Below are 25,918 nucleotides of genomic sequence, written 5' to 3'. Positions count from 1 at the left end.
CTGTAAATGGAAACCCTATTAAATTTGTGGAGTTCTACTGGTATCAACCAGATTCAATCTGGGCAGATGATCATGATTGCTATCTGCTTAGGACTGTTATTTTTAGCCATTCGCAAAGGCTTTGAACCGCTGCTGCTAGTACCTATTGGCTTTGGTGGCCTGCTCGCCAATTTACCTGGCGCAGGCTTGGCCTTTTCTGCCGCAGAACAAGCGCTGCACAACGGCACACCTGAAATCTTTGCCACCTTGGCGCAGATGACAGGTTTGGGCCTAGATGCCAGCCCTCACGATCTATACAACGCATTGCACGATGCAGGCCATGCAACCTACACCCAAGCGCAAGAATTGGCGTTAACGGCAGGTTATAGCGACGGCATGCTCTACACCTTTTACAAAGTCGCCATCGCCAGCGGCGCAGCCCCGCTCATAATCTTTATGGGTGTTGGCGCCATGACCGACTTCGGCCCACTGCTCGCCAACCCCAAAACCCTACTGCTGGGTGCGGCGGCGCAATTTGGTATTTTCACCACCGTGCTCGGCGCGATTGGCTTAAGTTATTTTGGGTTGGATTTCACCATCGCTGATGCCGCAGCTATTGGGATTATCGGCGGCGCCGATGGCCCCACCGCCATTTATGTTGCCAGTAAACTAGCCCCCGATTTGCTCGGTGCCATCGCCGTTGCCGCATACAGCTACATGGCGCTAGTACCACTGATTCAACCGCCGATAATGCGCCTGCTCACCACCAAGGCCGAGCGCGGCATTGTCATGAGCCAGCTGCGCACTGTAGGCAAGCGCGAAAAAATTATCTTCCCCATTATTTTATTGGTATTGGTAGGTTTGTTGCTGCCCGATGCAACGCCGCTGCTCGGCTGCTTCTGCTTCGGCAACATCATGCGCGAATGCGGCGTGGTAGATCGCCTGTCCGACACCGCGCAAAATGCCCTCATCAATATCACCACGATTTTCTTGGGTTTATCCGTCGGTTCCAAACTTGCCGCCGATAAATTCCTCGACCCCAAAACCCTCGGTATTCTCGCCCTCGGCATAGTCGCCTTTGGCATAGGCACTGCGGCTGGGGTATTAATGGCGAAGTTTATGAACCTCTTCAGCCAACATAAAATCAACCCACTCATTGGCTCCGCGGGCGTATCTGCCGTACCCATGGCCGCGCGCGTATCCAACAAACTCGGCCTGCAAGCCAACCCACAAAACTACTTACTCATGCACGCCATGGGCCCCAACGTAGCGGGTGTAATTGGCTCAGCAGTAGCCGCAGGGGTAATGATCAGCATCGTAACCTCACTGCCGGTAGCGGGTTAAACCGCAGCCGGTAACCCGCGAGATACAATGTAGAAAATACAAGCTAGAAAAACAAAAAGGCGATTGCAGTGAATGCAATCGCCTTTTTTATTTATTGCACCGTTTAGCTGGGGCATGTCTAGCGCAAAGCGACCACAAAGTGGAGAGGGAAACAGAAGTGTAGAAGTTACTGTAGACCAAAACGGATACTTGAGAGGACACGCAACGGGCCGTATATCTCCGGATTTATTAAACCGTATATCTACATTTATATTTTTAGTGGTAGCATAAGCTCTTGTTTTGGATGGGCTATTTCGCCCGTAACCTTCAATATTTCCCGGAGATATACGGCCGGGGCCGTTGAATAAACTGTTAAGTAATATCGATATGGAACTAGAAATTCTTGTAGCAAAAAGAGCATTGGGAATTGCAAGCCCAAAAGAACACGCAAACTGGGCCGAATCTTTGCTTTATAAAAATATTACTTCAGAATACATAGAAATATTAGCTTCTATGGGCTACGAACGAGATCCTGAATCGGATGAAATTGAATACTATTTTCGAAAAGCAATTGAAGAAACCGGAATAGTAATACCGGAGCTAGAGAATTCATTAGAGGTATTCTCTATAGCTGTTTGTGAAAACATATGTATTAGAGAAATCAAGCCAGAGTATGGTTTGAAGACATTAACTTCAATATCTTACAAGTCATCTAGATATATTTATGATATATGGAGAATGTTTAGCCGCGACATTGAAAGCCTAAGTAGGCATGGATACTGTAAATACAACACAGGCCTAACTTTAGAGAATAGTGAACATTATTTAGAGAGTGTAGCAAAACAATTCATAGAAATGTTAGGTCTTGACCTACCTCTGCATTTTCTGTGTGAGGGTGTTTGCTTGACATGCAGCCATTCAGAACACGTTGATTCTGCAGAATCCGAGATGAAATTAGAGCCGCATGGCTGGCATGTGTTTTACATATGTTCAAGTTGCAAAAACCCAAATTTAAGAAGCAACAAAGACTTTGCTGCACGAAAAATATATCTTACAAAATACTAAGGATGAAAATATATTTCTACCAAAATACTTAACAAGGCATTCCACCTGACGTATTGTAAGTAGCGCTTATGCAATATCGCTACGCGAAGTTTATCGCAACGCGCTACTTACAATCCGCAGGTGAACGCAACGTTACGTTTTTCTAGATTACTAGATTGTGCAAATCTGAAAGCGAAAAAAAGCGGATCTAAAAGCTTCGATGTAGAGTTTTGTTATAAACCAAATTGCTTTCTCCTCACATGGAAGAATCATGGCTGGAATTAATAAGCTATTTAAAAATGAAAGTAAAATTATGCTTTTTGTGCTCGCAGGGCCGTTTGTTATTGGGCTGGCGCTAGTGTTTTTGTTGCCACTGCTCTATAACGAAAGCAGCGTTGATTCCTGTCTAGATTCAGGCGGTAGCTTTAACTATGAGTCCTGTGAGTGTGACTTTAATAAATCTCATATTGTTCCTAAACAGCATAGCTGTAGGTAGGAACGTAACAAGGCGCAGCAACACGCCGCTGCGCGGCTGGACAGTTTGTAAGTCGCGCTTATGTGGTTTTGCTTCGCAAAAGTATTCCACAACGCACAACTTACAAACTGCCGTTGTGCTTAACGTTAGGTGAAACCATGAAGTCAGTAGTTATAACTGCATTTTTAGTTTTATGGGCTAGCAACTTATACGCTCAAGAACCAATTGAGGAAGGAGAGGTGATAATGATTAGCCCAATACATCCTTCTGAAAAATGCGAGAATATTTTTAAAGAAATGGCTACACCAAGCTTCCCAACTTCATTGTCTGCTCAACATACTGTAATAAAGCAAGGTGCGTGCTCAGTTACTTTAGCCTTTACAGTTCGGAAAAATGGTCAGTTAGAATCGCATGAAATTGATACAGTTGAAGAAAGGTGCAAGCCATTTATACGTTCTTCAGTAATAGCTTTAAACAAGAGCACATTTAATAATCAAGAAATCCTAAAGCACTGCTATCATACGTATACTTATGAGTTTGAGTAAATCACCTAACAATACGTGCCAGTCGGACAGTTTGTTCCGTGGCTCTTTTTGTGCTTCTAGCTACGCTAGCACAAAACGCCACTCCACAAACTGCCGCTGCACTCTGCGTTATGTTTGCCAAGAATTGAGAATTGCATGTTAATTAATTATTGCCCTCTTTGCGGTGTTGGTCCATTTTTGTCTCCTTGCCTAAATGCAGAAGAGTTGAGAAATAGCTTTGATATTTGTGAGTGTTGTGGCTGTGAGTACGGCTGCGATGACACTGAGCAATATTATGAAAAATGGGTTGCCGGTGGGTGTATTTGGTTTAATCCAAAAAATAAGCCGTCTGCCTGGTCTATTGAAAACCAACAGAAATTCCAAATTCGTCCTTGGCCACCGAATTAATGCATTCACCTATATTCGTATTGGTATTTTCGTACGTTGAGTTGGTATTTTTTGTCCACCACACATTTAGGTTTTTTAAAAATACAAAGATTACTTTTACCAATTATAGAAGCATTGTGCAAAGCAGTTTTAACATAACAAGTCGTTGCAGCTCGCACACTTCGTGTGCTGGACAGTTTGTAAATCGCGCTTTTGTGGTTTTGCTACGCAAAAGTGTTCCACAAAATCACAATTTACAAACTGCCGCTGAACTCTGCGTTACAAAATTAAAAAATGGCTAAACCTGATGTTTCGGATCATTATTATTGATTTCTTTTTGAGTCGCACTGACTAGGAATTTCCTTATGGCAGAGGTAGTGGTACTAGAAATAAGTAAAGAGGAGGCTTTTCATCTTTTTGAATTTTTGGCTCGGTATTCATATGATGGAAAGTTGTCGGTTGAATCAGTCTCCGAACAAGCTATTCTGAAAGATCTGTGTGAGGTTCTTGATGACGAGCTTGCTGAGCGCTTTCGGAAAGAATATTTGAAACTTTCCAGCAAGAGAAACCCCAAAAGCAATTAATTTAATGCGGTTAGAAATCCAGTTAAAATACAAAATCAATATAATTAATTTATTTATTCTGTTTTTTAAAGCTACTAATTTATGTGGTGTGGTGCATGACGGCAATTTGTAACAAATAAGGATATGTCGCGCGCAGCCGCGACCTATCCCATTGTTGAACAAGCCCGGTCTCGTTCGTCTCTCTATAGGAAATATATTCTTGAGTTTTCAACGGAAGGAGCGAGCTGCTTAGTGCTCGCATTTTTGATGGGCGAGTATTTTCCTCGCCTGTGTCGACGATAAAAATTTACACTATCCCATAAGTCTTTTTTCTTCCCTCCGCGTTACATGAATGGCTGTGTTTGCTGCGCCCGGTTTTATTGCGGCGCAGGTCGCGGCCGGATAAAGGTAAGCGTCCAATAAAGCACACATTCCCATTTTGGCCACCAATCATTAGCCTAATCCTTTTTCAACAGAGGAATGATGATGGCCAGATTAACACAAGAGCAATGGCGAGCACTGATTAAGGAGCAAGCCGCCTCAGGACAAACCGCGAAGGCATTTTGCGCAGAGCGCGAGATTGATAATAAATATTTCAGTACACGCAAAAAGCAATTGGCGACGCAACCCGCAGAAAATCGCTTTGTTGCGATAACGACAAAACCCCTCGAAAACCAAAGTATTCAGCTTCACATCGGTGCCACACAGCTGCGTATGCCCACGGGAGTATCGGCGCAATGGTTAGCGGACGTTATTAAGGCGCTTGCATAATGCGCTGCTTTGTTGATCCGCCTGCTATTTTTCTGTACAAGGATGCTATCGATTTTCGCAAATCCATCAATGGCCTCGTCGTAGTGATAGAGCAAGCGTTGGAGCGCTCGGCATTTGAGCCTGCGCTGTATGTATTTTGTAATCGCTCGCGCGATAAACTGAAAATTCTTTATTGGGATGCTACAGGCTTTGTACTCTGGTACAAACGTTTGGAAAAATCCCGCTTTAAGTGGCCAACACAAATTCAAACTGCAACACTTACCTTGAGTGAACAACAATTACAGTGGCTGCTAGGCGGTTATGATGTGATTGGGCATCAACCGGTATTTTTTCAGCAAGCCAGTTAATTATTTTGATGTAACCTCGGTGGTCGTAGTAAAATACGGCCATGCCAAACTCTCATAAATTACTTGTCGAAATTGATTCGCTTAAAGAGCGAAATAAAATATTGGAGCAAGAAATTCGTTTTCTGCGTGAGCAATTCAAGCTGGCGCAAAGCCGCCAATTTGGCACGTCTTCAGAAAAATCCCCAGATCAACTTGATTGGTTATTTAACGAAGCGGAAGTAATAGTAGACGAAATCCGTGCAGACAGTGACGCAGAGATAACAACAGACGCTACAGCGGCGGATATCACATCTGCCGCCACTTCAACTAAAAAGAAAACCGGCCGTAAACCATTGCCCGCCGATTTGCCGCGTGAAACACGCATAATTGATATCGCTGATACAGAAAAAATGTGCCCTTGCTGTAATGGCGACTTACACAAAATCGGCGAAGAAAAAAGTGAACAACTAGAATACATTCCCGCCAGTTTAAAAGTCATTGAAACCCTGCGCCTGAAATACGCCTGTCGTCAGTGCGAAAAGAACCATACGAATACGCCGATTGTGATCGCCCCTGTGCCAGCCAGCCCCATTCCCAAAAGTATGGCCACGCCCAGCTTGCTGGCACACATTATCGGCAATAAATACCAATTGGCACTGCCGCTGTATCGCCAGGAAATTATTTTTAAGCAACTGAATATCGACCTCAATCGCAACACCCTGTCCAACTGGATAATGCGTAGTGCGGATGTTCTTGAAAGGCTATTGCAGCGATTAACAATAACGCTGCTAACACAAACCGCCATCCATGCAGATGAAACGCCAGTGACAGTGCTTCAGGATGACAAAAAAAATTACATGTGGGTCTACTGTAGCGGCAGAGATTCTCCTGATCCGAACAGCTCCGCGAACAACATTGTGATTTACGACTATCAACCCAGTCGCGCAGCTGCTTGCCCGAAAGAATTTCTAAGCGGCTATAAAGGCTATTTACAGGTTGATGGTTATGCGGCTTACGAAAGCACTCAAGCAACACTGGCTGGTTGTATGGCTCATGCACGCCGGAAATTTACCGATGCGCAAAAAGTACAACCAAAGGGCAAAGTAGGCCGTGCTGATTGGGCAGTGGCGCACATTCAGAAACTCTACCGTGTGGAAGCGCTACTGAACGACAAAACACCGGAAGAAAAATATACCCTGCGGCAGTTGCATGCTGTACCGCTGCTCACTGAATTTAAAGCATGGCTCGATAAATCAGTGGAACAGACGCCCCCTAAATCCACATTAGGTCATGCGGTCGCATACACGCTGCGACAATGGAGAAAGCTCACTACCTACACACAACACGGACAACTGTGCATCGACAATAATCGCGCGGAGCGCGCCGTAAAACCCTTTGTGATCGGCCGCAAAAACTGGCTGTTTAGCAACACCGCCAGCGGTGCGAGAGCCAGCGCGATTTTATATTCGATTATCGAAACGGCTAAGGCAAATGGTCTGAATCCGGTAAAGTATGTTGAGCATTTGCTGACAGAAATCCCTAAGCGCAATACAGATGATGGACTTGAAGATTTGATGCCTTGGCAAGTAAATCTAGGTGTGGTTGGTTAGACGCTTACGGATAAAGCTCACAATCGACATCACGCATTGGCATTTCGTGCAGGTGAAGTGTGGTCTTGGTTTGGGTACGAGAGTAGGAATCCTAACGTTTAGTGCCCACTGCACTCGCTGTAACAAACGTTTAGCATTGCCGTGCAGAAAACCGTAGTCGCGTGCACGGCGAAAGCCTTTGGGCAAGGTGTGTTGCAGCACCAGCGCCATAAAGTCTTCGCCACGCAACTGCCGTGTTTGCATCTTTCCGGTGTTGCTGTCTTTATATTGAAAGGTCACTGTCTCGCCATCATCGCTAAGAATGTTTTTGTCGCTGATGACGCCCCGGTAGAGATAGCGCGACAGGTATTGTAGGGCCGGTAAACCTCGCCCCACCGCTTGACATTGCACTACCCATTTTTCAGGTGTGTCGGGAGCTCTAAATCCGGCGGTGCGAAGCGCGGCGAGTAAGCGTGCACGAAAAACCCGCGCGAGTGCGCGGCCATTAAACAGGTAGCGTTTGTTGATGGTTTTCCAAAGCGCAGTTGCGCCTTCTGCCTGAACGCCGCCGCCGGGAATAATGATGTGTACATGCGGGTGATAGTCGAGTCGTCGCGTGTGGGTGTGTAATACGGCGGTCATCGCCAATTCCGCCGCAAAGGATTTTTTATTCAAACCAAAATCCTTGAGCGTATTGACGGCACAGTCAAACAACAGTGCGTAGATTTTTTTAGGATTTGCCTTGGCGAGCTCACGCAGTTCACTAGGCAAGGTGAAGGTCGCCATAAAATAATCTACCGGTAATAATTTGCGCTGCTGCCGGGCCAGCCATTGGCTGGCGCTATGATGTTGGCATTGGTTGCAGGCGCGATGGCCGCAGGATTGATAGCACAGCGCCGGTTGATGGCAGCCTTTACAGGCCAGCACGAGGTGCCCGTATTGCCCCGTGCGGCAGCCGAGGATGGCGTTGAGTGCCGACCATTCATCAGTCGTAGTGTGGTGCCCATGGCGGGCTTTAAACTCGCACAGGTAGTGCTGAAAGATCGCTGCTAACTTCATGCTACACCTCACCATCAAGCGTCAACGTTAAGCCATCCATGAGTGTATTAATCAGGCTATCCGTGTGTTGATTGGCGGTGTCGCTCAGCTGGGTATAAAGCGCCGTTGTCTTGGGGCATTCATGCCCCATCTCCTGTTGTATTGCGCGTAAATTTAAACCCGCTTCCACCAAATGTGCACCGTAACAATGGCGCAAGCTGTGCGGAGTAATCGCTTTGTGAATGCCGCAGTCTTTTACAATCACCTTAAAGGCATTCTGTAGTCCACCGCGATCCATGCTGCGCTCTGCGCTATGACGAGCTTCGGGGTTTTTACCGGCGGGGAACAACCACTGTGGATTGCGGTGGGTGACCCAATACTTACGCAGTGCCAGCAGGCTTGCAGTAGGTAAAGTAACAAAACGATCTTTTTTACCTTTGCCTTGACGAACATGCACCTTCATGCGCGCACTATCAATATCGCCCGGCTGCAAGTTCAACACTTCACCTAGGCGCAAGCCCATGCTGTAGGCGGTGAGGATAAAGGTTTGATAACGCAGCTCGCGCGCACCGTTAATCAGTCTCTCGATCTCGCTGCGGGTAAGAATATCGGGCAAGACTTTCTTCTGCGGTGGTTTAACGATATCCACCCATACCCAGGTTTTATTGAGAATGTGTTTGTAGAAAAACTGCAGCCCATTGCGATCCACCTTGACCGTACTCCACGAATGGCTTTGCACCAAAGCGCTAAAATACTCCTTCAGGTGTTCTTGGCTAAGGCGATCTGGGCAGCGATCATAAAAAGCGGTAATTCGGCGCACGGCACGGGCATAGACATCAATAGTCGTAGCCGCCTTGCCTTGCCGCCGCAATGCGTTAATATGCTGTTGGTACAGTGATTCAAATTTGAGTTGCTGTGCTTTGTTCATAACAATCTTCCTCTAGTTGTCACGCTCCGGCTTGGGCGTGTAGAGGAAGTATTGTTTATAACGGACGTGGGATTATGACGCTACTTGCGCTATAGCTGAATCTGCCGCGTAGCGGCTTCGTTCAACAAGTCGCTCAAGCACCAGTCGCTACGCTCCTTGGACAGTTTTTAAGTCGCAGTTTTGTGGTTTTGCTGCGCAAAAGTATTCCACAAAACTACAACTTAAAAACTGCCGCTTAGCTCGGCGTTCAAGCTGTAGAAAAATGAAAATACCCCGCGTTTTCCCCCTTCTTCATAGTAAAATTCCGCTATTGCAGTTTAGTGAGGCGGATATGGCTAATTTTATTAATACCAACATAAATCAAACCGTGCTGATGGATATTAATTATCTCGATCAGCTGGGTAAAAACAATTTCGATTTTTATCTTTACTCCCTCCTAAATCAAACGAATATTCTCGATGACTTTTTGGGGCGCTACAAAAATCAAACCGTAGGGCGTAAGGCTTATCCGCCTGAATTGTTATCGCGTATTATCTTTTGTGCCTATTACCGGGGGATAACCTCCAGCCGCGTCATGGCCAGTTTGTGCGAAACCGATTTGAAATTTATGGCCTTAGCGGTGGGCACTAAGCCACATTTCACCACTATCGCTAATTTTGTTTCCAGTAACAGCGAGGCGATTAAAGGCTTGTTTCATCGTGTACTGCTTATTTGTGATGAGAGCGGGTTGATTGGCAAAGAGCATTTCGCCATCGATGGTTGCAAGTTGCCTACGGATGCCTCTAAGCAATGGAGCGGCACCCACGCCGAACTCAAAAAGAAATCTGAAAAAATGCGTGCTCGCGCCGAGCGCATAGTGGCCAAGCACGTAGCCTCTGATTCCGCAAAAAATGATAAAAGCGGACATTATCAAAAGGAACAGCAAACTATTGAAACCCTCTTGCGCAACGCAAAAAAAATAGACGGCTTCTTGGCCACCCATAAACCGCGTATTGGGCACTCGCGCAATAAACGTGAAGTTCAAAGTAATATCACCGATAACGAATCGTGCAAAATGACCACCAGCAAAGGCACTATTCAGGGTATGACCTGCGTCACGGCGGCAGATGATAAGCATCAAATTATTGTAGAGGCGCAAGCCTTTGGTGTTGGCCAAGAACAAATTACATTAAAGCCCATGATCGAAAACATCAAAACCCATTTTGATGACAGCCTTTTTCAAGATGGCTGCATTATTACGGCTGATACGGGTTATTGCAGTGAAGACAACTTGGCTTTTTTGCATGAGCAACAAATTACGGCCGTTATTCCCGACAACCAATTCCGATTAAGAGACCCTGTATTTTCGGGTTCGGAAAGTTTTTTAAAACATAAAGAAAAACGCCAGGCCACACGTAAAGACAATAAAAAGACCCGCGCGATATTTTCCAGCAAAGACTTTGTTGTGGATACCGACAATAAAGAAGCAGTATGCCCAAACGGAAAGAAGATGCTCTACCTAGGAGATTATTTTAAAACCCCAAGGACGACAAATCTCCGTATTAATTGAAAGCCAACGAAAAGTCACTCATCTCGACCGGATGAAGAAAATAATTGACAGCGAGGATGGCAAAAGAATTTACAGCAAACGCATGCACACCATTGAGCCGGTGTTTGGCAATATATGCAGCAATAAAAGGCTCAACAAACTAAGCTTACGCGGCGAACAAAAGGTAACTGCCCAATGGCAGCTATACTGCATGGTCCACAATGTGGAAAAGCTCTGGAGATATGGGACATAGTGGGGGTAAAAGAGCACTGAAGTGCTTTTATAGGCCAAATGCGATCATTTTTAACCGATAAATGACTTATTAGTTCAGTTTTATATTGCATCTTGTCGATTGCAAGAAAAGCTGTTCAAATAGTCGTCAATTTAAAACAACCACGCGTTGGGAAGGATTTTGTGTTTTTAAACTTAATTTTTCTACAGCCTCGTTATAGCGCTCTCCATATAGTAAACGCTTGAATCAAGGACCTAAAAATGAAATTTTCATCTATAATTTTGGTTTTAAAACAATACTATCTAATAGAGCTGCTTCTCTTGCTGCCTATATTGTACAGCTTTAAAATTGCAGTTAATGATCGAGACTTTGCACAAATGGGAGTCACAGTTTGTTTATTGTTTCTTGCTTGGCTATTTAGTATTTTAAAATCAGCAAAGCATATTGCAAAATTATTAACGGCTGAAGCACCAGTAATCTAAAAGTAAAATTTGTTTCCGGTAATTTTGTTTAAGTCGATTAATACATCATTGTTCGGTTTTTATGCAGCAAAATTGTAAACCGCTATTTTATTCATCTAATATTATAACCGGGCATATTCGCTAGAATGCTTGCTATAACAAATCGCTCAAGCATCGCGCACTACGTGCGCTGGACAGTTTTTAAGTCGCGCTTTTGTGGTTTTGCTACGCAAAAGTGTTCCACAAAATCACAACTTAAAAACTGCCGCTTAGCTCGGCGTTCAAGCTGTAGAAAAATGAAAATACCCCGCGTTTTTCCCCCTTCTTCATAGTAAAATTCCGCTATTGCAGTTTAGTGAGGCGGATATGGCTAATTTTATTAATACCAACATAAATCAAACCGTGCTGATGGATATTAATTATCTCGATCAGCTGGGTAAAAACAATTTCGATTTTTATCTTTACTCCCTCCTAAATCAAACGAATATTCTCGATGACTTTTTGGGGCGCTACAAAAATCAAACCGTAGGGCGTAAGGCTTATCCGCCTGAATTGTTATTGCGTATTATCTTTTGTGCCTATTACCGGGGGATAACCTCCAGCCGCGTCATGGCCAGTTTGTGCGAAACCGATTTGAAATTTATGGCCTTAGCGGTGGGCACTAAGCCACATTTCACCACTATCGCTAATTTTGTTTCCAGTAACAGCGAGGCGATTAAAGGCTTGTTTCATCGTGTACTGCTTATTTGTGATGAGAGCGGGTTGATTGGCAAAGAGCATTTCGCCATCGATGGTTGCAAGTTGCCTACGGATGCCTCTAAGCAATGGAGCGGCACCCACGCCGAACTCAAAAAGAAATCTGAAAAAATGCGTGCTCGCGCCGAGCGCATAGTGGCCAAGCACGTAGCCTCTGATTCCGCAAAAAATGATAAAAGCGGACATTATCAAAAGGAACAGCAAACTATTGAAACCCTCTTGCGCAACGCAAAAAAAATAGACAGCTTCTTGGCCACCCATAAACCGCGTATTGGGCACTCGCGCAATAAACGTGAAGTTCAAAGTAATATCACCGATAACGAATCGTGCAAAATGACCACCAGCAAAGGCACTATTCAGGGTATGACCTGCGTCACGGCGGCAGATGATAAGCATCAAATTATTGTAGAGGCGCAAGCCTTTGGTGTTGGCCAAGAACAAATTACATTAAAGCCCATGATCGAAAACATCAAAACCCATTTTGATGACAGCCTTTTTCAAGATGGCTGCATTATTACAGCTGATACGGGTTATTGCAGTGAAGACAACTTGGCTTTTTTGCATGAGCAACAAATTACGGCCGTTATTCCCGACAACCAATTCCGATTAAGAGACCCTGTATTTTCGGGTTCGGAAAGTTTTTTAAAACATAAAGAAAAACGCCAGGCCACACGTAAAGACAATAAAAAGACCCGCGCGATATTTTCCAGCAAAGACTTTGTTGCGGATACCGACAATAAAGAAGCAGTATGCCCCAACGGAAAGAAGATGCTCTACCTAGGAGATTATTTTAAAACCCCAAGTGGCCCACATATGCGTTTCAGGGGCGAACTAAAAGATTGTCGCGAATGCCCACTCAACAAGCAGTGCATGAAAAATGATGTAAAAGCCCAAGGACGACAAATCTCCGTATTAATTGAAAGCCAACGAAAAGTCACTCATCTCGACCGGATGAAGAAAATAATTGACAGCGAGGATGGCAAAAGAATTTACAGCAAACGCATGCACACCATTGAGCCGGTGTTTGGCAATATATGCAGCAATAAAAGGCTCAACAAACTAAGCTTACGCGGCGAACAAAAGGTAACTGCCCAATGGCAGCTATACTGCATGGTCCACAATGTGGAAAAGCTCTGGAGATATGGGACATAGTGGGGGTAAAAGAGCACTGAAGTGCTTTTATAGGCCAAATGCGATCATTTTTAACCGATAAATGACTTATTAGTTCAGTTTTATATTGCATCTTGTCGATTGCAAGAAAAGCTGTTCAAATAGTCGTCAATTTAAAACAACCACGCGTTGGGAAGGATTTTGTGTTTTTAAACTTAATTTTTCTACAGCCTCGTTAGAGTGGCGCCTTAATCAAATAACATTTTTAATAATGGAATATTCATGCAAACAAAACAAAAACATGATTATGTTCCGCTCATGAATAACACCAAGTGGGACGAAATTAGACTGGCTATGTACAGTTTAACTACGCCTCCTGAGTGGAGAACCAAGGATTTAGAGAATGGTTATATTTCGGAATGGGACAGAGAGTGGTTTTATCACTTCAAATTAGGCGGTTATAAAACTATTGAGTGGCTGGAAATTCGCTATATGAGCCATGAACAAAAAGAAAATATCGTAATGGAACTATCAAAAATTAATGTTCCCCTTGAAACGAAAGAAGAAACACTAAAAATCTATGGGTTTGTTTTACCTGGGTTTTTCATTGAAAATGCAAAACTCTAACAAGGCGGTCAAACATCGTTCCGCTTCGCTCCACTGGACAGAATTTATGTAGCTTTTTTGTGGTTTTACTTCGTAAAATGTTTCCACAAAAAAGCTACATAAATTCTGCCGTTTACCGCAACGTTAAATAGGGCGCATCTATGCAGCACGGTGCAATTAAAAAATCTCTATATTTTGGCATTCTTTTTTTGGCATTTGCGCCAGCGATTGGGGGGTTGTTGCTAGGAATTTTTATGGCAATCTTTGGGCTTTGGAATGGAACACCTAAACTTATTGCGTTTATTTTTATTTCTCCCGTTTTTGCATACCAACTATTTTCATTGCCAGCTTTTTTAACTGGCGTGGTAATAGGCTTTATTCCTACTAAAGTTAAGTTCAGTTCTTATGTCCTTTACTGTGGAATTGCGGGGTTCTTAACGACCTTTCTGTATATTTTTTCCTATAATTTAAAGCATGTATTTATGGCATCCATGCCATACCCTATAGCAATAGGAGGCAATGAAAAATACATGCTTTACTTGTGTTTTCATGCCGCGTTAGTTACGGCATTAATGTCACGGTATTTCTTTAAAATACCCAACATTAAGGGACACCCACCATTTAACACACCTCCCTAGCCCATCGCGTTTAACAATTACTTGCGCTCAGCTGAAGGATAGTTAGGTTCACTTGGCATATTTATTCTGCACCCTCTACATCCATTCAACCTTAAGGCTTTTGCGACAAACTTCAATTGAATCAATGCCTATTACCTGCAACCAAGAGAATGCTGTCTATACTCTCAATAATCTCTTTTCGCTAATGACTACTGTAAATGCCGTTATTTCTATTGAGGTATTTTGGTTACTGCCTTTTAGATTGGCGCTACGCTTTAAAATTATAGGTTTTCACTATGCAGGCAAGTTTTCGCGGTTTTCATGTATTGCTCGCGCTCCTATTGCTGTCGCCGCTCAGTTTAGCCCAGAGCACCCATCGCTTTTCTGGCTTTGCCACACTGGGTGTCGTTAGCAATGATAATCCCGATTTAGCCTTTCGCCGCTATATTGCGCAAGACGATGGCTCTTATGGTGGGGATCTAGCCTGGAAAACAGATAGCTTAGTTGGCGTGCAATGGCAGAGCCGCTGGTCGGATCAAGTAGACACCACTGTGCAGCTAGTCGCTAAAGAACGGGTTGATAACACGCTTGGCGATACGGTGGAGTGGGCCTTTGTGCGCTATAACCCGCAAGAAGGCCTAGACCTGCGCTTAGGGCGTATGGGTATAGATATTTTTATGCTCTCAGACCATCGCCAAGTCGGCTACACCTATCCATGGGTGCGCCCTCAGCACGACTATTACTCCATTTTGTCACTCGAGAGCTTCGATGGTATCGACCTGAGCAAACGCTTCAATATAAATAACAGCACACTTAATATCAAAGCCTTCTACGGGCGCACCGACGCCAGCTTTCCCACTGGGCTTCGCACCGACAATAAACTCAATATAGATTTTCAACCCTCAGGCATAAGTTTTGAACTTGAATATGGCAATTGGGTAGGACGCTATAGCTTTGCGAGCGTACAAGTTCAAAACAACGCGTTAAGCTCAATTAGTGAAGCCTGGGAAGCCGTCAGCCCTTACTGGCCCGGTGCTAGCGATATTGCAGACTACACAACGACTAAAGGCTCTCGCTTTCACTACAGTACTTTTGGACTCAGCTACGACAACAACGACTGGTGGTTAAAAACAGAGATCAGTCAATTCACCAGTGAAACCCCACTCGCCCCAGAGAGTAGTCAAGGCTTTATCAGCATTGGACGACACCTAGGTGCGTTTACGCCCTATATTCTCGGCGGCTATGTGCGGCCCGACAGCGCGGCCGAAACCCTCTCAGTGCCAAATGGCTTTCCATCACCCTTGGCGGAGCAACTGGCTCTTTTGACCTACCACACCGAAAACAGCCTCAATGGTGGCCGCAACCATCAATCCAGTGTTGGGGTCGGACTGCGCTGGGATTTTGCGCCCAAAATGGCCCTCAGCATGCAGTGGGAGCAATTCCGCGTTGAGCGAGATGGCACGAATTTATGGCTCAAAACTGATCCCAACAAGCCGCGCGCAGGTAGCTATAACCCCAGAGTCACCAGTCTTGCCATGGATATACTGTTCTGATGCGAAAATTTCTATTAGCCATTTTGGTACTCAGTTACAGCGCGCTACTAAACGCGCAAATACTGGTTGTCGCCAATATTCACAACCCGGTGAATAGCCTCACTCGGAAGCAAGCAGTTGATTTGTTTATGGGCCGCGTTAGCAGTTTCCCGAATGGACAGCGAGCCTTTACCCTCGACTACAACGCGGGTACGCCGCTGCGCGCAGAGTTTTACAAAAGTCTGACGGGGAAAAGCGAAGCCCAAGTTGACGCCTATTGGGCTACACTTGTTTTTGCAGGGCGCATGACTCCTCCGCAACAACTTAACACCCCCAGCGCCCTACTGAATGCGCTAAGCCTCAACCCTGCAGCGGTGGGCTATATTGCGCAGCAACCGTTGCCCGATAATATTAAAATTATTATGGAGTTACCCTCCAGCCCATGAATTTCAATAGCTTGCACATCAAGGTCTCTCTCAGCGTCGCTGCTGCTGCACTCTTCGTGGTGCTCGTTTCATCGCAATTTTTTTATGATCGCAGCTATCAAAGCTCATTCACCGACAGCGAACGCTCCGTACAACAACTTTTAGAAACACTCCAAACAACGGCGGCTATCTCTGCCTATGTCGGCAACCGCGAACTCGCGCAGCAAGTCGTCTCTGGTCTTGTACAAAATGACATAGTGGTACGCGCCAAGATAGTCGCCAACCGAGAAGTGTTGAGCCAAGCAGGTGAGCATCAAAAAAGTGGGGCAGAAAAATTTATCTCTATCGCACTCCATGCCCCCTTCGATGAGACTGAAGTCGTAGGTGAACTCTCCGTCGAACCCAACGTTCCCCTCATTGAATCCCGCGCGCGCGACTCCGCTATGGTCACCACCCTCGGGCTTGCCGCACAGGCTGGGCTCGTTACCTTGCTGGTGCTGGTATTGGTCTACTGGTTGATGACACGTCCGCTCTCCAACTTATCTGGGCGTTTGCATGGCATCACCCCTGGCGATGGCGAACGCCTCAACATTACCGGCTTACACCGCGGCGACGAAATTGGTTTACTAACCGGCGATATCAATACGCTCTTGCACACTGTCGATCTTATGCTTAAAGAGGAGCGCCAACTGCGCCATAGAGTGGAACAACTTGAGATGCGCTTTCGCGGTATTTTTGAAGACAGTAGCGCCGGCATATTTTTAATGAGCGACAAGACTCGCCTCATCACTGCCAACCCTACATTTTTTCGACTCACCGGTATCAACGAGCAAGAACAGCTGCTGCTCAGCGACGTCAATCTTGTCGATAAAATATTCCTAGACGCGCAAGATGCCAGAACTCTTATTCAACAGGCCAATAGCAGCCTGCGCCCCTGCTCTGCCGACTTGCGCATTCGCAAAGATAACAATGAAACAATTCACTGGGTACACTGCATTTTTTCGCCCGCGGCGGATAAGTATGCGATTGAGGGCGTCATGTACGACGTAACTCAACGCAAACATTCAGAGGAGCAAACCCGCGAACTTGCGGAAAAAGACAGCCTTACTGGCTTAAGTAATCGCATGGCGATTGAGAATGTACTGCACCACCTCATTCACCAAGTGCCCGCAGACAAACAAGAATTTGCGCTACTGCTCATTGACTTGGATCGATTTAAATTCATCAACGATACCTATGGTCACGACGCTGGCGACCTCGTACTGCAAACCATTGCCGAGCGCCTGCGCGCGCAAGTGCGCGACTCAGATATAGTCGCACGCCTCGGTGGCGATGAATTTTTAATTTTGTTAAAGCATGCAGGAAAAATTGAAACTGTTACCCGTATTGCAGAAAAAATTCTTGCAGCCCAGAAACAACCAATAATATTAATAGCTGACTCGCCTGACACTAGCCCTACAGAAATAATAGGCATGAGTATCGGCATAGCGCTCTACCCTATGCATGGCGACGATGTGCAAAGCCTGCGCAAACATGCTGACCAAGCAATGTATGAAGTAAAGCGTCAGGGTAAAAACAGCTATGCGTTTTACGCACCCATCGCGGAAAAAAAAGCAGCGGAATCAACAAAAGTAACTAGACAGGGCTAGCGATTCTTACGCCTGTAAAAAAGCCGCCTAGTGTTTAACCCGAAAGCAAACAAAAGGCGGCCGTTTCATTCTCTGGAATTTACCACTCAATCCAAAATAATATGCGGCAGAAAGCGCGAGCTGTCTTTGGTGATGAGACACTCGTCTTCGCGAATACAAATCCCAGCGGCACTATCCCCCACCACCCAACTGCCAATCATGGTGTAAGTGTCTTGGTTGCGATGATGATCGTGATATTTGGGCAGTGGCGCCAATGCCTGGCGAATAAAAGCACCATCGCTGTAGGGGCCAGCTTCTGATATTTTCTCGCCGCGCTCAGTAATCAAATCGACATTGGCGCCTTCGCGAGAAAATATCGGCTTGCGCACCCAGCCTTTACTTAATGGTTCCAAATCAGGTGTTTCGAAAAAGGCCGGCAGTAGATTGGGGTGATTGGGAAAGCGCTGCCACAATAGCGGCAAAATACCCTTATTCGACAAGAGCATTTTCCATGCGGGCTCGAGCATAACCGTAGCGGAGCTGCTTAAGAGCGCGGCAAATTCTTCGCGCACCATGTGCTCCCAGGGGTAGAGCTTAAACAAGCCCTTAATTGCCTCATCTTGCTCATCGACAAACTGACCCTGCTCACCCTTTGCATCGTAATGCGCGCCAATATCTTCCAGTGCAATAAAGCGCCCATCCAGCCCCGCTTGTGCGGCCAAATCCATGAGGTAGGCCACAGTGCCGCGATCTTCAATACTTTCGCGCACACTGGAAAAATAAAAGGGTTGCGGCAGATTCAATTCGCGAAAGGCACCTTCAAGCTTGTCTTGCAGAGAATTAAACTGATCTGCCCGCTCCGGTAAATTACCCGCGCGAATTTGATCCTCTAACCACACCCACTGGAAAAATCCGGTTTCGAATAATGAGGTCGGCGTATCGTAATTTAGCTCCAACAATTTTGCGGGGCCGCGGCCATCGTAGGAGAAATCTAAACGTCCATATAAATGCGGCTCGCGTTTATGCCAAGAATTCCACACTAAGCTCCAGTGCTCGCGCGGAATTTGCAATTGCGTGAGCATTTCTTCGCTGCGCGTAATCTCATCCAACAGCGACAGCGCCATCTCGTGCAGCTCTTCCGTGGGATCTTCTAAATCCTGCTCGACTTGTCGCAAGGTAAACGCGTAATAAGCCGTTTCATCCCAGTAGGGTTCGCCATCAAAGGTGTGAAAATTAAAACCGACTTCTTCGGCAAATTCGCGCCACTGAGGGCGCTCACTAATAGGAATGCGTTTCATGAATTCTTCTTTAAAATATCCAATCGAAAAAAATTAACCGCCAAAACTCGCACGCGCTGCCGCCTGCTGGCCAAAACCACCGCGACGCACGACTTGGCCCATTTGCGGTTTTACTTGCGAGGGGCGCAGGCTGATGGGGCCAATACCTTTAGCAACGGGAGCATTAGTTGCAGTGCGGAAGGTACTGCGATCGTCGCCCGATTTATACAATGGTTGCGTCGCGATATTACTGCGCTCAGCCCCGCGTAAATTTTGTGCCCCTGCGCCACGGCTCATCATTTGCCCCGCCATGTAGCCCATCATCAAGGGCATAAATACACTGCCGCCCGAGGTGGTTTGCTGCGGCGCGGTTTCACACTTGCCTGCACCAAAATCGGTTTCGCATTCATCTTTGCTTAAATATTTTGGCGCTACTTGCGGGTGCAATGCAGCAGCGGTTTGAAAATCCGCTTGGCACTGCTCGGCACTGCTCATGCTCGACTGTACGCAACCTTTAACATCGGTATAGACCATCGCCTGTTCACGCTCTTCGCCGCAGCCGGTGAATAAAAAGGTGGCAGCGGGAACCATGAGCACTAAGGCGGCTTTTTTACTGCGTTTCATTGTTAGATCCTTGTTCGTTGTTTAATGATTAAGACTGACGCAATTAAGAGGACATACAGGCGGCGTTGATCAAACCAACGGCTATTGCACTGGCCGCAACAAATACTGCCGCCGCCATTTCACCCTGATGAATACGCTCAGACAAATTATTCAAAGTAATACGCAATACCGTAAAAGTTAGGGCTTGCACAACTAGGGCAACCGCACCCCAAATCGCACAGTCAATCAGTGACATTGAGTGAGTGATTGCACTGGCGAGCGGCAAAGCAAAGCCTATTAGTGCGCCGCCAAATGCAACCGCAGCGGCAACATTGTTGGCGCGAATTAGCGCCAATTCATCGTGTGGAGTAAGCCATGTATATATACGCACAAACACTAAACTTAAGACGACGGCCAACGCGAAATAGGCTAAAAAAGGCCCAAGGCCAGCGAGTGACGATACGGTGGTTTCTAACATAGCAATATTCCCAATAAAATAAACACGGCTTGAGCGATAACAACCAAGACAGATGTAACAGGCAAGCGTGAACAATAAAAGACGGGGCGATTCTGCCACAAAAGCGGCCAGTGGCCTAATGGCGAAAAATGCAGCGCCATTGGTAAAAAAGCAAAAACGATGATTAGCACCGAAAACTGATCGAGATCATACCGCCTCTGGGGTTTTCTGGCACACTTGACCCACAGTATTCACCCAATGCATTTGGCTTAGAATCATTATTATCCCAACTGATGGATCCCACACAAGGCCGCTTATGCTCAACTCAATTGTGAAGTCTCATTGCGCAGGCCCATGCTTCATAGTATGCCTACTGCTCGCACTGGTTAGTTGCGGCCAACAAACCCAGAGCCTTGCTCTAGGCACCCTCGAGCGCGACCGTGTTTTATTAAAAGCTACCGCCGCGGAAATTATTACTCAATTACCGATACAGGAAGGGCGCGACCTGCAAGCGGGCGAGCTGGTGGTACAACTCGACAATTATCGCCAGCAAGCCATGGTAGCGAAGGCCGAAGCGCAACTCGCCAGCGCGCAAGCCAGCTTACAAAAACTCCAACATGGCGCCCGCCCCGAGGATATTGCCGCCCTGCGCGCCCAGCTCAGCGGCGCTCAGGCGCAATTGGTCGAGGCGCAAAAAGCCTTCGCCCGCGCGGAAACTTTGGTGCGTAAAAAACTGGTGGGAGCAGCGGAGTTAGATAGCGCCCGCGCTAAGCGTGACTCGGCCCAAGCAGCCGTAACACAAAGCGAAGAGAACTTGTTAGTGCTTACCAACGGCAGCCGCAGCGAAGACCTGCAACAAGCCGAAGCGCAGGTAGCACTAGCGCAGGCAAGCCTGACCCTTGAGCAGCAAAACCTGCGCGAGCTGAGTATCATCGCCACCCAAGCGGGGCGGCTAGATCAGCTACCCAAAAATCTGGGCGAGCGCAGTAGCCTAGGTGAAGTGGTCGCGGTCATCCTGAGCAACGCCGCGCCTTACGCCCGCGTCTATGTACCCGAAACTCATCGCCTCAGACTCAAAGCAGGGCAAAGCCTCGCGATTCATATCGATGGTATTAACGCACCGCTGCAAGGCACCCTGCGCTGGGTTTCCCAAGACCCCGCGTTCACCCCCTACTTTGCCCTCAATTCCAACGACCGCGCGCGGCTGATGTACCTAGCGGAAATCGATTTGCCCGCCAGTGCTGCCGAGCTACCGAGCGGCATTCCGGTGCAAGTAGAGCTGCCCCATGATTGAGTCGCCCAAAAGCGCTACGGCCAATACCTTCGCGCTTGAAACCCCGACCTTCGCAATTGAGACCCAAGGCCTCACCCGTCGCTTTGGCGATTTTGTGGCGGTGGACAACCTCGACTTACAAATTCCCGCCGGCAGTATTTACGGCTTTCTCGGCCCCAATGGCTGCGGTAAATCCACCAGCATGCGCCTTATAACGGGGTTGCTCACCCCTAGCTGTGGCAGCGTGAAAGTGCTGGGCATGGATATTCCCGCACAGGCCGAATCCCTGCGTCGCAGGCTTGGCTATATGACGCAAAAGTTTTCCCTCTATGAGGATCTTACCGTCGCGGAGAACCTGAGTTTTATGGCGCAAATTTACAACTTGGACAAACACCGCGCCAAGTCGGTTATCGCACAACAGCTCGACCGCTACGGTCTCGACCAGCGCCGCGACCGCCTGGCCGCCAGCCTTAGCGGTGGCCAACGCCAGCGTTTGGGGCTTGCCGCCGCCACGCTGCATGAGCCAGAGCTGCTTATTTTGGACGAGCCAACCTCAGCGGTTGACCCAGAAAACCGCCGCGACTTTTGGGAGAAACTATTCGACTTGTGCGACAGCGGCACTACAATTTTGGTCTCTACCCACTATATGGATGAAGCCGAGCGCTGCCATGGCCTGGCGATTTTAGAGGCGGGGCAAAAACGCGCCGATGGTGCCCCCGCACAACTTATGCAAGAACTCGGCGCCAAGGTCGTGGAAATCGACGGGGTGAATTTACGCCAACTCAAACAGCAGCTCGGTCAATTTAAAGAAGTAGTCTCCACGGCGCAGCTGGGCACCCATTTGCGTGTGCTGATCAGCGACACCATTGACGACCCAGAGCAGTGGTTGCGCGCCCAGCACGGCGAATTGATGCAAGAGCGCAATATCCACGCGGTACGCCCCAGCCTTGAAGATGTATTTGTTCACTGCACTGGCATCTCCGAGGACTTGCGCCAATGATGCCTCCTCACCAAAGTCGCTGGCGCAACAGTCTGCAGCGCATAGGTGCTATCGTTTTTAAGGAGCTGCGCCAGCTGCGTCGCGACCGCCCGACATTTGGCATGATTGTCATGGTGCCTTTAATCCAGCTGCTGTTATTTGGCTTTGCCATCAATACCAATGTGCGCGATTTGCCCGTGGGCGTGGTGGACTTAAGCCACAGCCAAATGGGGCGCAGCTTAATTGCCGACGTCACCGCAACTCAGGTCGTCAAATTCACCCATACCTATCTAACTCCCAGCGCAGCTGAAGATGCGATCCGCCAAGGCAAGGTACATGCGGCTTTAGTTATACCGGTCGACCTCGGTCAGCGCGCGCAAGACGTGCGGCCCCTCGCGCAGTGGCTGATCGACGGCTCCGACTCTATGGTGAGCAGCGCCCTACTCGCGCTACAAAACATGCCGATCACCCAAGGGCTAGGCAGCTCAGGGCTAGTCGGCTTCCAAAGCAAAGCCGCCGCAACCTTTGAGAACGCGCTGTTTTTTAACCCCGCGCGTCGCTCCGCGATCAATATAGTGCCCGGCCTCGTCGCCATAGTGCTCACCATGACCATGGTGATGTTCACCGCTGCCGCACTGGTACGTGAGCGCGAGCGCGGCAATTTAGAGCTGCTGATCACCACCCCCATTCACTCCACTGAAATCATGGTGGGCAAAATCGTGCCTTATGTGTTTGTTGGGCTCATTCAAGTGGTGATTATCCTCGGACTCGGCCACCTTATATTCGATGTGCCCATGAATGGTCGCTTGGATCAACTCACTCTCGGCGTGTTTGCCTTTATCAGTGCCAGCCTCACCCTCGGCCTGCTGGTGTCTACGGTCGCGAGAACACAATTGCAGGCCATGCAAATCACCATGTTTTTATTGATTCCCTCAATTCTGCTCTCAGGCTTTATGTTCCCCTATGACGGCATGCCGATTGCGGCCCAATGGATTGCCGAGGCGCTACCCGCCACCCACTTCATTCGCATGGTGCGTGCCATAGTGCTGCGCGGTGCCACACTGCTGGATTTGCTGCCCGACCTTTTGTGGCTACTGGGTTTTACTTGCCTAGGGGTAGTGGCTGCCGCTAAACGTTTCAAAAAGCGATTAGATTAGTACTAAAAAGTGCCTTAAACCCAAAACAAGCGATATTTAAACGCCATTTTGGGACTTATTTGAACAGAAAATGAATGAAATGGAATATTCAGTTCTTTTTTTATCCCTTATTTCTTGTACATTTCCGTTTGCCTGCCTACACTGACAACAGAAAATATGAGAACTGGGTCACACTATGAAATTACAGATATCCGCTTTGCGCATCACCCTAAGCCTTAGCGTTTGGATGCTCGCCGTGGGCGCTCAAGCCAGCAGTATCAACATCGATTTAGGTGCTGCAACGGGCTATAACCTCTTTATCAAAGACACCTTCACCCAACCTGGTGCTGACTCCCAAGGCAAAATTGCCATTGGTGGCAATGCCAACCTTGGCCAATATGATGTAGGCGTAAATTATGAGCCGGGCAGCCACCGCGATGGCCTGCAGTTTTGGAGCGACGCGCGCCGCTATGAAGATGTATTGGTCGTTGGCGGCAACCTCACCACTAGCCCGTGGAGCTGGGGCAACATCAAGGGCAATGCCATTATCGGCGGCGAATTGACGCTGGGCTCCAACAGCCACTCAATTCAAGGCACCACCACCAAGGGCGCCCCCATAGATTTCACCAGCGCCTTCGAGCAACTCGCGCAGTTGTCTTTAGACTTAGCCGACCTTACCAATACGGCGGGTATTGAATTTAAATACAACAACTGGCTCAAGCTTGATGGCACCAGTGTAGATGGCCTCTATGTCACCAATATCACTGGCACCCAGCTCTACAATGCGACCGACTTATCAGCGCCAGGATTAAAGCAGGACGACACCCTCATCATCAATGTGAGCGGCAAGAATGTTGTATTTGACTCGCTCAACTATGGCGCGCGCGAAAGTCTCGCAGCCTTAAATCTCTCACCGAGTCACATCCTCTATAACTTTTATGAGGCAGATAACATCATTTTCAGCGGTGGGATTAAAGGCAACATTCTCGCCCCCCAAGCCAACTTCACCTTCTTACAAGGCGACCTGAGCGGCCAAATTATTGCCAAATCTTGGATTGGCGGCTGGGGTGCGCAAGCAAACCTCTGGGATGGCTTCTTTGTACCACCGGTTTACGATGCACCTGTAATACCTAAAACGGCAGGCGTTGGTGAACCCTCCACTTTTATTCTGTTTTTCTTAGGCTTAGGTGCACTCCTGTTGGTTCGCCGCAAAAATAATCACAAGGCTTAAACCTTAAAGCCATTTAAATACCTAAACCTACATACCCACATCAAAGCCGCTTCCTGTTTAAGGAAGCGGCTTTTTTTATCGCCGGCATTCTGTACACTGTATTGGTGCTTTTTTTATCTCCCCCAGTGAAAAACTGGATAACCACTTTAACTACAGGGAATTCTATGAAAGTCGATAATATCCTCCACACTATTGGCAACACCCCCCATGTGCGCATTAACCGTCTATTTCGCAACGACATAGAAGTTTGGATGAAAGTTGAACGTTTCAACCCCGGCAGCAGCATCAAAGACCGCATTGCCCTCGCCATGATTGAAGATGCCGAAGCCAAAGGCCTTATCAATAAAGACACCGTGATTATTGAGCCCACCTCTGGCAACACCGGTATCGGCCTCGCCTTAGTCTGCGCCGTAAAAGGCTACAAACTCATTCTCACCATGCCCGAATCTATGTCCATAGAGCGCCGCAAAAACATGGCAGCCCTAGGTGCAGAGTTAGTCTTAACCCCCAAAGAACTCGGCATGGGCGGCACCATCGCCAAAGCCAACGAACTGCTCTCCGAGCACCCCAACAGTTGGATGCCGCAACAATTTAACAACCCCGCTAATGTCGACATACATCGCACCACCACCGCGCGCGAAATTCTGGTCGACTTCCCTGATGGATTGGATTACATGATCACCGGTGTCGGCACTGGCGGCCACATCACCGGCTGCAGCGAAATACTCAAACAGGCCTATCCCAACTTTAAAACCTTCGCCGTAGAACCCGAAAAATCCCCCGTTATCAGCGGCGGCGCTAAAGGCCTCCATCGGCTGCAAGGTATAGGCGCAGGTTTCATTCCCGGTGTTTTAAATAGAGATGCACTCGACGGTACAATTTTGGTGAACGAAGCAGACTCATTTGAAATGGCCCGCCAATGCGCCCTGCAAGAAGGGATTTTTGTCGGCATATCATCCGGCGCAACACTTGCAGCGCTCGCACAAAAGCAAAATGAAATGGCCGCTGGCAGCCGAGTGATAATTTTTAGTTATGACTCAGGCGAGCGATATTTGTCGATTGAGGATTTGTTTTAAACATTGCGGAGACCGCAAAGAAAACGGCAAGTGAAGGCTTTCAC

Annotated in this window: 27 protein-coding genes; 22 read left to right on the top strand and 5 right to left on the bottom strand. The window is 47.4% G+C overall.

Features of this window, described 5'->3' with window-relative positions:
- Window positions 1-6 precede the first annotated feature (6 nt).
- The 8 genes from AC0KUT_RS05825 (at window position 7) to tnpC (ending at window position 7,002) form a co-directional block, all read left to right on the top strand.
- Window positions 7-1,323 carry a sodium ion-translocating decarboxylase subunit beta gene (locus tag AC0KUT_RS05825; RefSeq protein WP_488834261.1) on the top strand — a complete coding sequence of 439 codons (1,317 nt, stop codon included), beginning with the start codon at window positions 7-9 and terminating at the stop codon, window positions 1,321-1,323.
- A gap of 366 nt (window positions 1,324-1,689) precedes the next feature.
- The gene (locus tag AC0KUT_RS05820; RefSeq protein WP_488834259.1) at window positions 1,690-2,367 is read left to right on the top strand and encodes a hypothetical protein; all 678 of its coding nucleotides are present in this window, start codon (window positions 1,690-1,692) and stop codon (window positions 2,365-2,367) included.
- 612 nt (window positions 2,368-2,979) lie between these two features.
- Window positions 2,980-3,366 (top strand): hypothetical protein, encoded by a 387-nt coding sequence (locus AC0KUT_RS05815; protein WP_488834257.1) that lies wholly within the window; start codon window positions 2,980-2,982, stop codon window positions 3,364-3,366.
- Between the two features lie 135 nt (window positions 3,367-3,501).
- Complete coding sequence (locus tag AC0KUT_RS05810) at window positions 3,502-3,753, top strand: hypothetical protein (protein ID WP_488834255.1); 252 nt, start codon at window positions 3,502-3,504, stop codon at window positions 3,751-3,753.
- A 344-nt stretch (window positions 3,754-4,097) separates the two neighbouring features.
- A complete protein-coding gene (locus tag AC0KUT_RS05805; protein ID WP_488834254.1) occupies window positions 4,098-4,316 on the top strand; it encodes a hypothetical protein in 219 nt (72 codons plus the stop codon).
- A gap of 459 nt (window positions 4,317-4,775) precedes the next feature.
- Window positions 4,776-5,066 (top strand): IS66 family insertion sequence element accessory protein TnpA, encoded by a 291-nt coding sequence (tnpA, locus tag AC0KUT_RS05800; protein WP_488829881.1) that lies wholly within the window; start codon window positions 4,776-4,778, stop codon window positions 5,064-5,066.
- Window positions 5,066-5,413, top strand: coding sequence for an IS66 family insertion sequence element accessory protein TnpB (gene tnpB, locus AC0KUT_RS05795; protein WP_488829882.1), 348 nt, complete (start codon window positions 5,066-5,068; stop codon window positions 5,411-5,413). The genes tnpA and tnpB overlap by 1 nt, the downstream gene beginning before the upstream one ends.
- Before the next feature lie 41 nt (window positions 5,414-5,454).
- Window positions 5,455-7,002: an IS66 family transposase gene (gene tnpC, locus AC0KUT_RS05790; protein WP_488829883.1), complete on the top strand. Its 1,548-nt coding sequence runs from the start codon at window positions 5,455-5,457 to the stop codon at window positions 7,000-7,002.
- On the opposite strand, the gene AC0KUT_RS05785 is transcribed toward tnpC, so the two are convergent.
- Both AC0KUT_RS05785 and AC0KUT_RS05780 read right to left on the bottom strand, forming a co-directional pair.
- Window positions 6,985-8,040, bottom strand: coding sequence for an IS91 family transposase (locus AC0KUT_RS05785; RefSeq protein ID WP_488834252.1), 1,056 nt, complete (start codon window positions 8,038-8,040; stop codon window positions 6,985-6,987). The two genes, tnpC and AC0KUT_RS05785, sit on opposite strands and share 18 nt — an antisense overlap.
- 1 nt (window position 8,041) lies before the next feature.
- Complete coding sequence (locus AC0KUT_RS05780; RefSeq protein ID WP_488832151.1) at window positions 8,042-8,947, bottom strand: tyrosine-type recombinase/integrase; 906 nt, start codon at window positions 8,945-8,947, stop codon at window positions 8,042-8,044.
- Window positions 8,948-9,278: 331 nt separating this feature from the next.
- Here AC0KUT_RS05780 and AC0KUT_RS05775 point away from each other — a divergent pair, with 331 nt between their 5' ends.
- The 9 genes from AC0KUT_RS05775 (at window position 9,279) to AC0KUT_RS05735 (ending at window position 17,863) form a co-directional block, all read left to right on the top strand.
- Window positions 9,279-10,496 carry a transposase gene (locus tag AC0KUT_RS05775; RefSeq protein ID WP_488834251.1) on the top strand — a complete coding sequence of 406 codons (1,218 nt, stop codon included), beginning with the start codon at window positions 9,279-9,281 and terminating at the stop codon, window positions 10,494-10,496.
- Window positions 10,497-10,527: 31 nt separating this feature from the next.
- Complete coding sequence (locus AC0KUT_RS05770; RefSeq protein WP_488834248.1) at window positions 10,528-10,728, top strand: transposase; 201 nt, start codon at window positions 10,528-10,530, stop codon at window positions 10,726-10,728.
- A gap of 239 nt (window positions 10,729-10,967) precedes the next feature.
- Entirely contained in the window at window positions 10,968-11,189 is a 222-nt protein-coding gene (locus tag AC0KUT_RS05765; RefSeq protein ID WP_488834246.1) for a hypothetical protein, read from the top strand.
- A gap of 345 nt (window positions 11,190-11,534) precedes the next feature.
- Complete coding sequence (locus AC0KUT_RS05760; RefSeq protein WP_488834244.1) at window positions 11,535-13,076, top strand: IS1182 family transposase; 1,542 nt, start codon at window positions 11,535-11,537, stop codon at window positions 13,074-13,076.
- 240 nt (window positions 13,077-13,316) lie between these two features.
- Window positions 13,317-13,661, top strand: coding sequence for a DUF6678 family protein (locus AC0KUT_RS05755; protein WP_488834242.1), 345 nt, complete (start codon window positions 13,317-13,319; stop codon window positions 13,659-13,661).
- A 140-nt stretch (window positions 13,662-13,801) separates the two neighbouring features.
- Window positions 13,802-14,278: a hypothetical protein gene (locus AC0KUT_RS05750; RefSeq protein ID WP_488834241.1), complete on the top strand. Its 477-nt coding sequence runs from the start codon at window positions 13,802-13,804 to the stop codon at window positions 14,276-14,278.
- Between the two features lie 275 nt (window positions 14,279-14,553).
- Window positions 14,554-15,810, top strand: coding sequence for a hypothetical protein (locus AC0KUT_RS05745; protein ID WP_488834239.1), 1,257 nt, complete (start codon window positions 14,554-14,556; stop codon window positions 15,808-15,810).
- Window positions 15,810-16,235 (top strand): type 2 periplasmic-binding domain-containing protein, encoded by a 426-nt coding sequence (locus AC0KUT_RS05740; protein WP_488834237.1) that lies wholly within the window; start codon window positions 15,810-15,812, stop codon window positions 16,233-16,235. The genes AC0KUT_RS05745 and AC0KUT_RS05740 overlap by 1 nt, the downstream gene beginning before the upstream one ends.
- Entirely contained in the window at window positions 16,232-17,863 is a 1,632-nt protein-coding gene (locus AC0KUT_RS05735) for a diguanylate cyclase domain-containing protein (RefSeq protein ID WP_488834235.1), read from the top strand. Before AC0KUT_RS05740 ends, AC0KUT_RS05735 begins: the two co-directional genes overlap by 4 nt.
- 86 nt (window positions 17,864-17,949) lie before the next feature.
- Here the strand turns inward: AC0KUT_RS05735 and AC0KUT_RS05730 are convergent, their stop codons facing one another.
- The 3 genes from AC0KUT_RS05730 to AC0KUT_RS05720 are packed head-to-tail and all read right to left on the bottom strand — an operon-like array spanning window position 17,950 to window position 20,200.
- Entirely contained in the window at window positions 17,950-19,140 is a 1,191-nt protein-coding gene (locus AC0KUT_RS05730; protein ID WP_488834233.1) for a glutathionylspermidine synthase family protein, read from the bottom strand.
- Between the two features lie 33 nt (window positions 19,141-19,173).
- Window positions 19,174-19,743 (bottom strand): DUF1190 domain-containing protein, encoded by a 570-nt coding sequence (locus AC0KUT_RS05725; protein ID WP_488834230.1) that lies wholly within the window; start codon window positions 19,741-19,743, stop codon window positions 19,174-19,176.
- Between the two features lie 43 nt (window positions 19,744-19,786).
- Entirely contained in the window at window positions 19,787-20,200 is a 414-nt protein-coding gene (locus tag AC0KUT_RS05720; RefSeq protein ID WP_488834228.1) for a DUF350 domain-containing protein, read from the bottom strand.
- A 295-nt stretch (window positions 20,201-20,495) separates the two neighbouring features.
- Between AC0KUT_RS05720 and AC0KUT_RS05715 the strand changes: the two genes are divergently transcribed.
- The 5 genes from AC0KUT_RS05715 to cysK all read left to right on the top strand — a co-directional run bounded on the left by AC0KUT_RS05715 (window position 20,496) and on the right by cysK (window position 25,874).
- A complete protein-coding gene (locus AC0KUT_RS05715; protein WP_488834226.1) occupies window positions 20,496-21,473 on the top strand; it encodes an HlyD family secretion protein in 978 nt (325 codons plus the stop codon).
- Complete coding sequence (locus AC0KUT_RS05710; RefSeq protein ID WP_488834224.1) at window positions 21,466-22,452, top strand: ABC transporter ATP-binding protein; 987 nt, start codon at window positions 21,466-21,468, stop codon at window positions 22,450-22,452. Before AC0KUT_RS05715 ends, AC0KUT_RS05710 begins: the two co-directional genes overlap by 8 nt.
- Window positions 22,449-23,588, top strand: coding sequence for an ABC transporter permease (locus tag AC0KUT_RS05705; protein WP_488834223.1), 1,140 nt, complete (start codon window positions 22,449-22,451; stop codon window positions 23,586-23,588). The genes AC0KUT_RS05710 and AC0KUT_RS05705 overlap by 4 nt, the downstream gene beginning before the upstream one ends.
- A 175-nt stretch (window positions 23,589-23,763) precedes the next feature.
- Window positions 23,764-24,798: a choice-of-anchor A family protein gene (locus AC0KUT_RS05700; RefSeq protein ID WP_488834221.1), complete on the top strand. Its 1,035-nt coding sequence runs from the start codon at window positions 23,764-23,766 to the stop codon at window positions 24,796-24,798.
- A 164-nt stretch (window positions 24,799-24,962) separates the two neighbouring features.
- Complete coding sequence (gene cysK, locus AC0KUT_RS05695) at window positions 24,963-25,874, top strand: cysteine synthase A (protein WP_488834220.1); 912 nt, start codon at window positions 24,963-24,965, stop codon at window positions 25,872-25,874.
- Window positions 25,875-25,918: the final 44 nt, after the last annotated feature.

The organism is Cellvibrio sp. 25HG11W-0 (assembly GCF_057815475.1).
Note: the sequence above shows the minus strand (reverse complement) of the source record. Positions and strands in the feature narration are given on the sequence as shown.

What these genes read in the sequence shown, in the direction of transcription:
- AC0KUT_RS05825 (WP_488834261.1), top strand. Translation starts at nt 7, where the DNA reads ATGGAAACCCTATTAAATTTGTGGAGTTCTACTGGTATCAACCAGATT.
- AC0KUT_RS05820 (WP_488834259.1), top strand. Translation starts at nt 1,690, where the DNA reads ATGGAACTAGAAATTCTTGTAGCAAAAAGAGCATTGGGAATTGCAAGC.
- AC0KUT_RS05815 (WP_488834257.1), top strand. Translation starts at nt 2,980, where the DNA reads ATGAAGTCAGTAGTTATAACTGCATTTTTAGTTTTATGGGCTAGCAAC.
- AC0KUT_RS05810 (WP_488834255.1), top strand. Translation starts at nt 3,502, where the DNA reads ATGTTAATTAATTATTGCCCTCTTTGCGGTGTTGGTCCATTTTTGTCT.
- AC0KUT_RS05805 (WP_488834254.1), top strand. Translation starts at nt 4,098, where the DNA reads ATGGCAGAGGTAGTGGTACTAGAAATAAGTAAAGAGGAGGCTTTTCAT.
- tnpA (WP_488829881.1), top strand. Translation starts at nt 4,776, where the DNA reads ATGATGATGGCCAGATTAACACAAGAGCAATGGCGAGCACTGATTAAG.
- tnpB (WP_488829882.1), top strand. Translation starts at nt 5,066, where the DNA reads ATGCGCTGCTTTGTTGATCCGCCTGCTATTTTTCTGTACAAGGATGCT.
- tnpC (WP_488829883.1), top strand. Translation starts at nt 5,455, where the DNA reads ATGCCAAACTCTCATAAATTACTTGTCGAAATTGATTCGCTTAAAGAG.
- AC0KUT_RS05785 (WP_488834252.1), bottom strand. Translation starts at nt 8,040, where the DNA reads ATGAAGTTAGCAGCGATCTTTCAGCACTACCTGTGCGAGTTTAAAGCC.
- AC0KUT_RS05780 (WP_488832151.1), bottom strand. Translation starts at nt 8,947, where the DNA reads ATGAACAAAGCACAGCAACTCAAATTTGAATCACTGTACCAACAGCAT.
- AC0KUT_RS05775 (WP_488834251.1), top strand. Translation starts at nt 9,279, where the DNA reads ATGGCTAATTTTATTAATACCAACATAAATCAAACCGTGCTGATGGAT.
- AC0KUT_RS05770 (WP_488834248.1), top strand. Translation starts at nt 10,528, where the DNA reads ATGAAGAAAATAATTGACAGCGAGGATGGCAAAAGAATTTACAGCAAA.
- AC0KUT_RS05765 (WP_488834246.1), top strand. Translation starts at nt 10,968, where the DNA reads ATGAAATTTTCATCTATAATTTTGGTTTTAAAACAATACTATCTAATA.
- AC0KUT_RS05760 (WP_488834244.1), top strand. Translation starts at nt 11,535, where the DNA reads ATGGCTAATTTTATTAATACCAACATAAATCAAACCGTGCTGATGGAT.
- AC0KUT_RS05755 (WP_488834242.1), top strand. Translation starts at nt 13,317, where the DNA reads ATGCAAACAAAACAAAAACATGATTATGTTCCGCTCATGAATAACACC.
- AC0KUT_RS05750 (WP_488834241.1), top strand. Translation starts at nt 13,802, where the DNA reads ATGCAGCACGGTGCAATTAAAAAATCTCTATATTTTGGCATTCTTTTT.
- AC0KUT_RS05745 (WP_488834239.1), top strand. Translation starts at nt 14,554, where the DNA reads ATGCAGGCAAGTTTTCGCGGTTTTCATGTATTGCTCGCGCTCCTATTG.
- AC0KUT_RS05740 (WP_488834237.1), top strand. Translation starts at nt 15,810, where the DNA reads ATGCGAAAATTTCTATTAGCCATTTTGGTACTCAGTTACAGCGCGCTA.
- AC0KUT_RS05735 (WP_488834235.1), top strand. Translation starts at nt 16,232, where the DNA reads ATGAATTTCAATAGCTTGCACATCAAGGTCTCTCTCAGCGTCGCTGCT.
- AC0KUT_RS05730 (WP_488834233.1), bottom strand. Translation starts at nt 19,140, where the DNA reads ATGAAACGCATTCCTATTAGTGAGCGCCCTCAGTGGCGCGAATTTGCC.
- AC0KUT_RS05725 (WP_488834230.1), bottom strand. Translation starts at nt 19,743, where the DNA reads ATGAAACGCAGTAAAAAAGCCGCCTTAGTGCTCATGGTTCCCGCTGCC.
- AC0KUT_RS05720 (WP_488834228.1), bottom strand. Translation starts at nt 20,200, where the DNA reads ATGTTAGAAACCACCGTATCGTCACTCGCTGGCCTTGGGCCTTTTTTA.
- AC0KUT_RS05715 (WP_488834226.1), top strand. Translation starts at nt 20,496, where the DNA reads ATGCTCAACTCAATTGTGAAGTCTCATTGCGCAGGCCCATGCTTCATA.
- AC0KUT_RS05710 (WP_488834224.1), top strand. Translation starts at nt 21,466, where the DNA reads ATGATTGAGTCGCCCAAAAGCGCTACGGCCAATACCTTCGCGCTTGAA.
- AC0KUT_RS05705 (WP_488834223.1), top strand. Translation starts at nt 22,449, where the DNA reads ATGATGCCTCCTCACCAAAGTCGCTGGCGCAACAGTCTGCAGCGCATA.
- AC0KUT_RS05700 (WP_488834221.1), top strand. Translation starts at nt 23,764, where the DNA reads ATGAAATTACAGATATCCGCTTTGCGCATCACCCTAAGCCTTAGCGTT.
- cysK (WP_488834220.1), top strand. Translation starts at nt 24,963, where the DNA reads ATGAAAGTCGATAATATCCTCCACACTATTGGCAACACCCCCCATGTG.